Genomic DNA, 11,504 nt, shown 5'->3' on the forward strand with positions numbered 1-11,504 from the left:
AAATCACTGTCGGATTACGGGCACACCGAGCCTAGGCGAGGTGCCGAGTGGTGGGGCAAGAGCCCTTTGGTTACTTTGGGGCTCTTTTCCAAAGTGACCCGCTGTAAGAGCGGAACCGCCAGCCGCCATGACCTAAATAACGGATATGTACTCGGTCAATTCCAAAAAAATCCCGGCCAACCTCAAGCCACCATGATGATCTTGGACACCAACTCCACCACCGTCTTGGCCTGCAACTTCCTCATCAACCGCGCTCGATGCACCTCCACCGTCCGATGCGAAATCCCCAATCTCAGCGCGATTTCCTTGGATTTGAGCCCGTTGACAATGTGCATGGCAATCTCCCGCTCCCGCGGCGTAAGGTCGCCTGTGCCTTGATGGGTGCGGTCCAGCCGTTCGAAGTGCCAGATCATCAACTTGAACGGATCCCTGGGCGTGAGCGTGTAGCCATGGGACCTGGCCCAGAACACTTCGCCATTGCGATGCTGCATGAAGCGCTCGTCGGAATAAAAACCGCTGTCGCTGTCGAGCAACCACTCATGGCTGCGCTTGCCGATGGCGTGGTAGTCGGCCTGGGACGGGTAAATCAGCAGGGTCAATTGATTGACCAGCGTCGCGTGGGTGTAGCCGAACAGGTTCAGGAACGCGTCGTTGCAGTCGATGATCACGCGGTTGCTGGTGACCAGCTGCGGCGCGGGGGACAGCTTGAACGCCAGGCGTTCAAGGTTCTGCAATGGCGGGGTAATCACGGTCATGGGCATCCTGCCTCGTTGTTCAACTGACTGGCGGACTACTTATCCATGTAAGTAGTTACACGAATTGGCCCGCGACCAGAGGTGGGTCATTGTAGGGAAAGTCCGGTTCAAGAACAGAAGAAATTGATTATGCCTGTTGATTGCGTGTCTATCGTTGCCGCTGGTCATTCGCGTTTTGGTCGCTTGGAAGGCACCACGCTGGAAGATCTGATTGTTCAGGTCACGCGAGAGGCCTTGAGCGATGCCGCTCTCGAGGCGGCGCAAATCGACGCGCTGTTCCTCGGCCATTTCAATGCCGGGCTGGTGCCGGATGGGTTTGCCGCGTCGTTGCTGCTGCAGGCCGACCCCGGCCTGCGCTTCAAGCCGGCCACACGCTGCGAGAACGCCTGTGCATCCGGTTCGGCGGCGATCCAGGCCGGCGTCAATGCGATTCTCTCCGGCAGCGCCGAATTGGTGCTGGTGGTGGGAGCCGAGAAAATGACCCATACCTCCACGGCCGCCGTTACCCAGGCGCTGGCCGGCGCCGGTTATCAGAATGATGCGGCCGAAGCCGGCCTGAGTTTCCCGCAGTTGTTCGGCCGCGCCGCTCGCCAATACGCCGACCGTTACCATTGCCCGCTGGGCTCGATGGCGGCGATCGCCACCAAGAACCACTCCAATGCCATGGCCAACCCGTTGGCGCAGATGCACCGCGAGATGAATTTCGAGCACTGCAATAACGTGTCCCAGAGCAACCCGTTCGTGGCCGAGTCGCTGCGCCTCACCGATTGCTCGCTGATCAGTGATGGCGCTGCGGCGATTGTGCTGGCGTCGCCCAAGCGTGCGCGGGCGTTTCGCCGCGATGTGCAGATTCGCGCGATGACCCAGGTCAACGACACATTGCCCATCGCCCAGCGCGATATCCTGGCGTTCGAAGGCCCGCAGCGGGCGATTCATTCGGCGCTGCGCGGGGCGAATGTGACCCTGGCCGACCTGAGCTTCGCCGAGGTGCATGATTGCTTCACTATCGCCGAACTGCTGATCTACGAAGCCATGGGCCTGGCGCCCAAGGGCGAGGGGCACCGTGTGCTCGACAGCGGCGTGGTGCGCGCGGGCGGGCGCTTGCCGGTGAACCTTTCCGGTGGGCTCAAGGCCAAGGGCCATCCCGTCGGCGCGACCGGTGTCTCGATGCATGCCCTGGCATTCCGGCAATTGACCGGCGAGCCGATTGGCCTGGCAGTGCCCAACGCGGAGTTCGGCCTGGTGTTCAACATGGGCGGCATGGCGGTGGCCAACTACGCTTCGGTCCTGCACGCGCGCCGGTACTGAGCCATGAACATTGCCAATTGGCTGCACGACACCCAGCGTCGCGACCCGCAACGCCCGGCGCTGTTCGACGGCGCCCGGCAAGTGGCTGACTACGCCACCTTCGCCGCCCATGTGCGCCAGCGCGCCGCGCACCTGGTCGACCAGCACGGCTTGCAACCGGGGGACGCGGTGGCGGTGCTGATGAAAAACAGCTGCGACTATCTGGAGTTGCTCTACGCCATCTGGTGGATGGGCGCGGTGGCGGTACCGATCAATGCCAAGCTGCACCCGACCGAGGCGGCATGGATCGCGGATAACGCTGAAGCACGCTTGATCTTTACCGATGGCGGCCGGGTGTTTTCATCGCGGGATTTGCCTGCGCGCTGCACGGAACTCGACGGTCACGTGCTGCCGCCGAACCAGGGCTGGCCAACCCTGGAGCAACCGGTACCACGCCAGGATAACGACCTTGCCTGGCTGTTCTACACCTCCGGCACCACCGGGCGTTCCAAGGGCGTGATGCTGTCCCATGGCAACCTGATCGCCATGTCTTTGTGCTACGCCACTGATGTCGACCCGGTCAGCGCCGACGATGCCGCGCTGTACGCCGCGCCGATGTCCCATGGCGCCGGGCTCTACAACTTTATTCACGTACGCTGCGGCGCGCGGCACGTGGTGCCGGCGTCCAACGGTTTTGACGCCGCCGAGTTGTTCGGACTCGCGGCAGAGTTGGGCAGCGTCTCACTGTTTGCCGCGCCGACCATGGTCAAGCGCATGGTCGAGCAGGCACGGCAACAGGGCTATCACGGTGAAGGCATCAAGACCATCGTCTACGGCGGCGGCCCGATGTACCTGGCCGACTTGCGCGACGCCGTCGACACGTTCGGCCCCCGCCTGGTGCAGATCTACGGCCAGGGCGAGAGCCCGATGACTATCAGCGTGCTACCCCGTGGGCTGATCGCCGACCGCCAGCGCGCCGACTGGGCGACCCTGGCCGCGTCCGTAGGCTACGCGCAAGCCTGCGTGGAAATCCGCATTCTCGATGCCCGCCACCGACCGTTGCCAACCGGCGAGCGCGGTGAGATCGCGGTGCGCGGCGCCACGGTGATGCAAGGCTATTGGCGCAATCCGCAGGCCACCAGCGACACCCTGGTCGAGGGTTGGCTGCTCACCGGTGATATCGGCTTTCTTGACCCCGCCGGCTACCTGACCCTCACGGATCGCTCCAAGGACGTGATCATCAGCGGCGGCAGCAATGTGTACCCGCGCGAAGTCGAGGAGGTGCTGGCCCAGCACCCCGAGGTCTTCGAAGTGTGCGTGGTGGGCGAGCCGGACCCGCAATGGGGCGAGTCGGTGGTGGCGTTTGTGGTGACGCGCAGCGGCGAGCCCCTCGACGAAGGCGAGCTCACGGCGTGGTTTGTGGCGCGCATGGCCTCGTTCAAAAAACCGAAAAAATATGTATGGCGCAGCGACTTGCCCAAGAACAGCTACGGCAAGGTCCTCAAGACCGACTTGCGGCAGTGGTTGAAAGCAGCGACTATCGCCGCGCTTTAGCACGGATCGACCAACAGACAAGGAGTCCCCCTCGATGGGCAATCACGCGCAAGACACCGTCCGCAAACGCCGCCGCGCGTTTCTCGGTGCCACCTCCGGCCACTTGATCGAGTGGTATGACTACGGCGTCTACGGCTTTCTTGCCGTGTATATCGGCCAGGCGTTCTTCGTTTCCGACGACCCCACCACCAGCCTGCTGGCCAGTTTTGCCGCGTTCGCCCTGAGCTTCTTCATCCGCCCGTTGGGCGGGCTGTTCTTCGGCCCGCTGGCGGACAAGATCGGCCGGCGTAAAACCCTGATCATGGCGCTGGTGATGATGACCGGCTCCACGGTAATGCTGGGCCTGCTACCGACCTACGCCACCCTCGGCATCGTCGCACCGATCCTGCTGATTCTGGTGCGCTGCGTGCAAGGTTTCTCGGCGGGCGGTGAGATCGGCACGGTGACCAGCTTCATTTCCGAATACGCCGGCCCTGGCCGACGCGGCTTTGCCACCTGCTGGCTGATGGTCACCGCGGTGCTCGGCCTGCTGCTGGGCGGCGCCGTGGCCAACGGCATGACCTGGGTGCTGGGCGCCGACGTCATGCAGGAATGGGCCTGGCGCGTGCCGTTCCTGATCGCCGCGCCCCTGGGCTTCATCTCCATGTATATCCGCCTCAAGCTCGAAGACAGCCCTGAGTTCCTGGCCCTGCAACGCGCCGGGCAAACTTCCCGTGCGCCCCTGCGCGAGGTCTGGCAGTGGAAGCGCGCCATTGCCCTGGTGTTCTTCATCATCACCCTGCACAGCTCGATCTTTTACCTGGTCCTGACCTTCGCCTCGACCTACATGGCCAAGATCCTCAAGTTCGACAGCGGCACCACCTTGCTCTATGTGTTCGTCGCCAGTTTCTCGGCGGCCTTCGTCATGCCGTTCGGTGGCGCATTCACCGATAAATACGGGCGCAAGCCGTTCCTGATGGTGGTCGGTGCGCTGGCGACCCTGGCGATGTTCTGGCTGTTCAAGATGGCCCCGACCGCAACGCCGGCAACGTTCTTTGCGCCATTGATGGCGGTGGCGATCCTGTTCGGCCTCTATGCTTCGTCCACCTATGCGCTGATGAGCGAACTGCTGCCCACACGCATTCGTTCCACCGGCATCGCCGTGGCGTACAACGTGCCGGTGGCGGTGTTTGGCGGCAGCGCGCCGCTGATCTCCACCTGGCTGATCAAGGTGACCGGCGACATTACCTCGCCCTGGTACTTCTATGTGGCGACCGGAGTGGTGTCGTTGATTGCCTTGGTGCTGCTGCGCAAGGAGGACTTCGTGGCCAGCACCAGCCCGGCGGCGGTACCTGCGGGGGCGGCATTGGCCTGAGGGCGTTGCATCGGCGCGCTGACTGCGCCAGGCTTGGCAGCCTCATCCCTGCGGAATGAATCGCGTGCAGGCTACCCGTTTGACCATGATCTGCCATGCAGCCACGCCGTCGCAAAAACAGGCGCGCTTTGCCGATGACGAATCGCTGGTCATGGACTGGCAGGGCGCGGCGCTGTCGTTGGCAGGCCGTTACCCCGAGACGGCGCGCCTGCTGTGCGGGCCGGAGGCGCGAACCCGGCAGACGGCGGGTTTGTTCGGCGAGCAGCCGGGCATCGAACCGGCCCTGCGCGACGTCGACCTTGGGCACTGGAAAGGCCAGGCTCTGCGCGCGCTCGACAGCGCTGAACTGAACGCCTGGCTCACCGACAGCGCCTGTGCGCCCCATGGCGGCGAGTCGGTGGCGCAACTGTGCACGCGGGTCGGGCAGTGGATGAAGGCTCTGGAAAACCAGCCGGGGCATGTGCTGGCGGTGACCCACCCTTTTGTGATCCGTGCCGCGCTGCTGTACGTCATGCAGTATCCGGCCTCGATGTTCTACCGGATCGACGTAGAACCGCTGTCGCGCACCGAGCTGCGCTTCAACGCGGTCTGGCGCCTGCGCCTGGAAACTTATGCCTGGGCCCACGATCATGGCAAAATCCATGCCCCGCAATGAGAGCAACCCATGAAACGCATCCTGATCATCGGCATTGGCGCCGGCAACCCTGACTACATCACGATGCAGGCCGTGAAGGCGCTGAACCGCACCGACGTGTTTTTCCTGATGGACAAGGGCCAGAGCAAGGACAAGCTGATCGACCTGCGCCGGGAAATCTGCGAAACCTACATCACCAGGCCCGGCTACCGCTTCGTCGAGGCCGACTGCCCCGAGCGCGTGCGCGGTGATATCGACTACACCACCGCGGTGCGCGACCTCAACCGCGACAAGCAGCAAACCTTCGAGCGCATGATCAACGAGGACATGGCCGACGGCGAAGTGGGGGCGTTCCTGGCCTGGGGTGACCCGGCGTTGTACGACAGCACCATTCGCATTTTGCAGGCGATCCTTGCCGAGGGCCGCTGTGCATTCGAGTTCGAGGTGATCCCCGGCATTACCAGCGTGCAGGCCCTGGCGGCCCAGCATAAGGTGGCGTTGAACCGTATCGGCAAGTCCATCGAAATCACCACCGGGCGCCGCCTGGCGGCGGGGCAGGCGAGTGATGCCGACACCCTGGTAGTGATGCTCGATGCCGAAGATTCCTACCGCAGCGTGGCGGATCAGAACCTGGATATCTATTGGGGCGCCTACCTGGGCACGCCGGACGAAATCCTGATCAGCGGTAAAGTCGGCGAGGTCGCGGACGAAATCCAACGGGTGCGCAAGGCCGCGCGGCTCGCCAATGGCTGGATCATGGACACCTATTTGTTGCGTAAACCCTGAGGGATAGATCCCATGCTCAAACTGCTCGCTCTCGCGCTGACCTTGCTGGCCGGTGTCGCCCACGCGGGTCCCGACCTGCATACCGACCTGCCGTTGTCGTACCTGGAACAGACCCAGGGCGACGCACGCAACCAACCGCTGGTGATTTTCCTGCATGGCTTTGGTAGCAACGAGCAAGACTTGTTCGGTATCAAGGATGCGCTGCCTTCCACCTGGACCTACCTGTCGGTGCGCGCGCCGATGCCGGTGGAGCCGCATGGCTTTCGCTGGTTTACCAAGACCCCCGGTGACGGTGATTACGATGGGGTGACGGCTGATCTGCAAAGCAGCGCCAGGCTGCTCGAAGACTTTGTGGCCAAAGCCACCGCCAAGTACCACACCGAGCCTGACCGGGTGTTCCTGGTAGGGTTCAGCCAGGGCGCGATCATGTCCTATGAGGTGGGCTTGCGCAGACCCGAGCTTGTGCGCGGGATTGCGGCGCTGAGCGGCAGCGTGTTGCCGGTGCTCAAGGCCGAGCTCAAGCCGAATGAAGCGTTGGACAAGCTGGCGATCTTTATCGGCCATGGCACCTTGGACCAGGCGCTGCCTTATGCCTCGGGAACGCGGGCCAACGAGGTGCTGGAAGGGATTGGCTTGAAGCCGCAGTTTCACGGGTATCCGGGGATGAACCATACGATCAGCGAGGCGGAAATCCAGGACCTGAAGGCTTGGCTGGAGAAGAGCCTCAAATAAACACGGTGGACAAATGTGGGAGGGGGCTTGCTCCCGATGGCGGTATTTCAGTCACAGATGTATCGACTGATTCACCGCTATCAGGAGCAAGCCCCCTCCCACATGGGTTTTGTGTTATTTGCCGCCAGTAATCTGCTTCACCAGCGCCGCATGCCCCTTCACATCATCCGCCCGCGAAATCGCTTGGATCACCAGCAGGTGATTGCCCGAGCCAGCCAGGAACGTGGAGTTCAGGGTCTTGCCGCCGCCCTGGCTGGCGGTGCTGTCGACCTGGCGCAGGCCAAGGCCCTTGAAGGTCAGTTTTTTCTCGCCGAGTTTCTTGAAGTCGGGCAGGGCGGCGCTCTGGTTCTTGACGAAATCGCTCACGGCGCCATCGAGAAATTTGGCGTCGTTATCCTGGATTGATACTCCATCGTTACGCACGGTTTCGGCGACGATCACTACACTTTTCGTGTTCGCATTGGCGTACAGGGTGCCTTGGGTATCGGCGGTGCCGTCTTCAGCCTTGCCGGAGGGCAGGGCGTCGGCGGTGTAGGCCTTGGGCAGGCTGAAGGTGAACTTGCCGCCCAGGGTGGAGAGGGTTTGCGTGGCCGGTTTGGCGGCGGCGAACACGCTGCTGGCGGTAAGCGCGAGGGCCAGCAGCACTGCAGTCTTGGTGAAGGTGGCCATGAAGCGCTCCAGAGATGAACGAAATTGCGGCGTATTCTGTCAGAAAATTCGCAATATCGTTCATCTGCAGCCTCACACCTTGTCGGACTCTTCCTGAAGCCGATCCATCTCAAACAAGCGCGCCAGTTCCGCACGGGCTTCCTGGGCGCTCTGCATGACTTTGGCCGCGTCGTCGTACACCGCATGCTGGGCGGCGAGGACTTGCTGGTCATGGGTCCTGAAGCGGTCGATGCGCGCATCGGCCTGGGCCTGGCTCAGGCCGAGGCCGACCAGGGTGCGGCGGCTCATCTCCAGGCTTGAGTAGAATGTTTCACGCACCGGTGAGGCGTCCAGGTCCACCAGGCGGTGGACGTGCTGGCGGTTACGCGCGCGGGCGATGATCTTCATGTGCGGGTAGAGGTTGCGCACCAGTTCGGCGGTCTTGATGTTGATCTCCGGATCATCCATGGCGATCACAAAGAATTCCGCCTGGTCGACCTTGGCCGCATGGAGGATTTCCGGGCGTTGCGGGTCACCGTAGAACACCGGCATACCGCCAAAACTACGGGTCAGTTCGATGGTTTCCACCGAGGTGTCGAGGGCGATGAACGAGATGTTCTGTGCGCGCAGGATTCGCGCGACGATCTGGCCCATTCGCCCCATGCCGGCAATCACCACACGCGGCGCGTCGCCTTCGATGGCGCGGTACTCCTCGGGCACCTCCACCGGCTTGGCCTTGGACTTGAACAGCTTCGGGCACACCAACAGCAGCAGCGGGGTCACGGCCATGGACAGGGTGATGGTCAGCACCAGTACATCGTAGAGGTGCGGTTCGAACAGGCCCTGGTCGCGGCCGATCTTGAACACCACGAAGGCGAACTCACCGCCCGCCGCCAACACCACGCCCAGGCGCAGAGCGCTTTCGCGATTGAGCTCGCCCACCATGCGTCCTACGGCGTACAGCAGCGGCAGTTTCAAACCGATCAACAGCAAGGTCAGCCCGATCACCACCAGCGGTGTGCTGAGCAGCAGGCTGAGGTTGGCGCCCATGCCCACGCTGATAAAAAACAGCCCCAGCAGCAGGCCCTTGAACGGTTCGATCTGGGATTCCAGTTCGTGGCGGTATTCCGAGTCCGCCAGCAGCAGCCCGGCGAGGAACGCGCCGAGGGCCATGGACACGCCCACCAGCTCCATCAGCCAGGCGGTGCCGATCACCACCAGCAGCGCGGTGGCGGTGGAGACTTCACGCAGGCCGGTCTTGGCAACGATACGAAACACCGGTCGCAGCAGGTAGCGCCCGCCGATGATCACCACGGCAATGCTGCCGAGGATTTGCAAGACGTGTTGCACGCCCTGGGCTTCGCTGGTCGGATGATCGCTGCCGGCCAGCAGCGGCACCATGGCAATCAACGGGATCGCTGCAATGTCCTGGAACAACAGGATCGCGAAGGCCAGGCGCCCATGGGGTTGGTTGAGTTCCTTGCGCTCGGCCAGGCTTTGCAGACCAAACGCGGTGGAGGACAGCGCCAGGCCCAGGCCCAGCACAATCGCGCTGTTCCATGACTGGCCAAACAGCCACAGCGCTACCACGCCCATCACCAGCCCGGTCAGCAGCACCTGGGCCAGGCCGACACCGAATACCGCCTTGCGCATCACCCATAACCGTTTGGGCGAAAGCTCCAGGCCGATGATGAACAGCAACAGCACCACGCCCAGCTCAGAGAACTGCGCCACGCTTTGCGGATTGCCGATCAGGCCCAGCACCGAGGGGCCGATGATCACCCCGGCGAACAGATAGCCCAGCACCGCGCCCAGTTGCAGACGCTTGGCCAACGGCACGGCCAGCACGGCGGCGAACAAGAACACCACGGCTGCTTGTAACAGGTTGCCTTCATGGGGCATTGCGAACTCCATTGTTTGCTTGAATCAGATGCTGATGTTTTCAAGGGCGAGGGAAAGGGCTCTATTAGAGCGTGTTTTCACATTTTGAAACTTGTATTTTTGATGCAGAGGTCAATGAATGTGGCTGTTATCTGGCGGATTTCGGCAGCTACGGACGTTTGCTTTTCGTGGGAGCAACTTCGCTTGCGAACAAACCCCGCGTCGCGATGCCTGTGGTTTTCATCTCGGCTTGATTGGCTCTTTGTTACCATGGCCGCCCCTTGTCACCAGGAGTCACCGGCCCATGCAACAGCAGTGGGATGAAATGCACCGCACCCGCAAGCCTACGTTCGTCCTGTGTGGCGAGCCTCAGGGGGACGTGCTCAATCTCTACGTGCACGGTTATTCGGCGTTTTTCAGCCAGCAGCAGTTGGCCAGCTTCAAGGAACAACTGGCCGGCATTGAAGGCTCGACCAACCTGATGTTGTTCTGGCCGGCGGGGCACTTCCTGGAAAACCTGTTTGCCCCGTTCAAGGAGGTAATCGCCTCGATGCTCGGCGGCGGTGGCCTGGGCGCGGCGACCGTGGGTGTGGGCAAGGCGATCGCGTACTTTCTCGACCATTACAAAAGTGTCGAGGCGCGGGTCGATGAAGTGGCCAGGACCTTGCTGCCCGAGCTGGCGAGCTACCTGCACGCCGAATCGCTCCAGGTGCGGCAGATCAACCTGATCGGACATTCCCTTGGCGCCCGGATCCTGGTCAAGAGTGTGCTGGCCAGCCCTGAAACCGCGCATGAACTGCCATTGAATAATGTGCTGCTGATGGGCGGGGCGATCTGTACGTCGAGCCCTTGGGAGGCGGTGTCGGCACCGCTCAAGGGACGGCTGATCAATTGCTATTCGAGCAAGGACTGGGCACTGGCGATGAAGCCGGATACCGAGCGTTGCATCGGCCGCTATGCGATTGCGGTAACGCCGGCGCTCAAGGCCAAGGTCACCAATGTGCATCTGGCCAGCTTCGACCATGCCGCCTACTGGCCGCAGTTGCGCACGGTGGTGCAGTACACCGACCTGCTGCAGGAGCGCCGTGGCCTGATCCGCGCCGACCTGCGCAGCAGTGAAGCGCGTTTTGCCGAAGAAGATGTCGATCTGTTTCCGATGCTGATGCAGGCGCGCCCGGATGAGCTGAAGTTTCTCGCCGAGCTGATGGCGCAAAAGCGCAGTGCCTCGATTGATGCCAGCGTACGCGAACCACGCAAGCTCGCCATCGAGTTGCAGCGCATGGGCGGCGACAGTTTCATGAACCTGGCCCGCGGCCACGGCGTGGCCTATCGTCAGATCGCCGAAGCGGTGGCGCAACGCTTGGGCATCAAGTTCGACGAGCCACTGGCTAGCGTGTCCCTGGCGGATATCGAAGCGCAGGTCGCGGAAAAACTCCTCAAGCAGTATCAGAACAACCTCAGCGGCGCCGACCGACAGGCGTTCGACGCCGAACTCAAGGCCGCGATGCAAAAAGAGCAGGGTGTGTTCAAGCGTCTCGACATGGGCCGTACGGCCACCACCGCCTTGAGCGGCACCGCATTGGCGGGGCTCACCGGGTTTATGCTGCGCCGCGGTGCCGCCACGGCGATTCCGGTGGTGGGCCAGGCGTTGGCGGCCGCGATGTTGCTGGTCAGCGGCGTACGGGCGTTTTCCGGCCCGGCCTATTCGATCACCACGTTGGCGGTGTTGGTGGTCGGCGTGATTCGCCAGCGCCTGGAACGTGAGGCGCTGAACCAGGAACTGGACCTGGTGGTGCAAGTGGTTGAGGCATTTGACCTGCCCCGGGAGACGGTGATGCGCACCGTCGCGTCGGACTGCTAAGCTGGCGCCCTG

General features: G+C 62.6%; 10 protein-coding genes. 7 read left to right on the top strand and 3 right to left on the bottom strand.

Annotation, left to right across the window (positions count from 1 at the left end):
• Nucleotides 1–182: 182 nt before the first annotated feature.
• Nucleotides 183–755 (bottom strand): PAS and helix-turn-helix domain-containing protein, encoded by a 573-nt coding sequence (locus C4J92_RS11670; RefSeq protein WP_124403933.1) that lies wholly within the window; start codon nt 753–755, stop codon nt 183–185.
• Nucleotides 756–884: 129 nt separating this feature from the next.
• Here C4J92_RS11670 and C4J92_RS11675 point away from each other — a divergent pair, with 129 nt between their 5' ends.
• The 6 genes from C4J92_RS11675 to C4J92_RS11700 all read left to right on the top strand — a co-directional run bounded on the left by C4J92_RS11675 (nt 885) and on the right by C4J92_RS11700 (nt 7,102).
• Nucleotides 885–2,063: an acetyl-CoA acetyltransferase gene (locus C4J92_RS11675; protein WP_124403934.1), complete on the top strand. Its 1,179-nt coding sequence runs from the start codon at nt 885–887 to the stop codon at nt 2,061–2,063.
• Nucleotides 2,064–2,066: 3 nt separating this feature from the next.
• On the top strand, nt 2,067–3,596 hold the full coding sequence (locus C4J92_RS11680; RefSeq protein ID WP_124403935.1) for a class I adenylate-forming enzyme family protein: 1,530 nt from the start codon (nt 2,067–2,069) through the stop codon (nt 3,594–3,596).
• 34 nt (nt 3,597–3,630) lie between these two features.
• Nucleotides 3,631–4,950, top strand: a complete 1,320-nt coding sequence (locus tag C4J92_RS11685) for an MFS transporter (RefSeq protein ID WP_124403936.1) — start codon at nt 3,631–3,633, stop codon at nt 4,948–4,950.
• 64 nt (nt 4,951–5,014) lie between these two features.
• Nucleotides 5,015–5,605 carry a histidine phosphatase family protein gene (locus C4J92_RS11690; RefSeq protein WP_124403937.1) on the top strand — a complete coding sequence of 197 codons (591 nt, stop codon included), beginning with the start codon at nt 5,015–5,017 and terminating at the stop codon, nt 5,603–5,605.
• Between the two features lie 9 nt (nt 5,606–5,614).
• Nucleotides 5,615–6,370: a precorrin-6A synthase (deacetylating) gene (gene cobF, locus C4J92_RS11695; protein WP_124403938.1), complete on the top strand. Its 756-nt coding sequence runs from the start codon at nt 5,615–5,617 to the stop codon at nt 6,368–6,370.
• 12 nt (nt 6,371–6,382) lie between these two features.
• A complete protein-coding gene (locus tag C4J92_RS11700) occupies nt 6,383–7,102 on the top strand; it encodes an alpha/beta hydrolase (RefSeq protein WP_124403939.1) in 720 nt (239 codons plus the stop codon).
• A 114-nt stretch (nt 7,103–7,216) separates the two neighbouring features.
• Here the strand turns inward: C4J92_RS11700 and C4J92_RS11705 are convergent, their stop codons facing one another.
• Nucleotides 7,217–7,771, bottom strand: coding sequence for a hypothetical protein (locus C4J92_RS11705; protein ID WP_124403940.1), 555 nt, complete (start codon nt 7,769–7,771; stop codon nt 7,217–7,219).
• A 72-nt stretch (nt 7,772–7,843) separates the two neighbouring features.
• Nucleotides 7,844–9,652 carry a monovalent cation:proton antiporter-2 (CPA2) family protein gene (locus C4J92_RS11710; RefSeq protein ID WP_124403941.1) on the bottom strand — a complete coding sequence of 603 codons (1,809 nt, stop codon included), beginning with the start codon at nt 9,650–9,652 and terminating at the stop codon, nt 7,844–7,846.
• A 283-nt stretch (nt 9,653–9,935) separates the two neighbouring features.
• On the opposite strand from C4J92_RS11710, the gene C4J92_RS11715 reads away from it, so the two are divergent.
• Nucleotides 9,936–11,492, top strand: coding sequence for a DUF726 domain-containing protein (locus C4J92_RS11715; protein WP_124403942.1), 1,557 nt, complete (start codon nt 9,936–9,938; stop codon nt 11,490–11,492).
• The last annotated feature ends 12 nt before the right edge of the window (nt 11,493–11,504 follow it).

This window comes from Pseudomonas sp. R3-18-08 (assembly GCF_003852065.1).
Lineage (GTDB): Bacteria > Pseudomonadota > Gammaproteobacteria > Pseudomonadales > Pseudomonadaceae > Aquipseudomonas.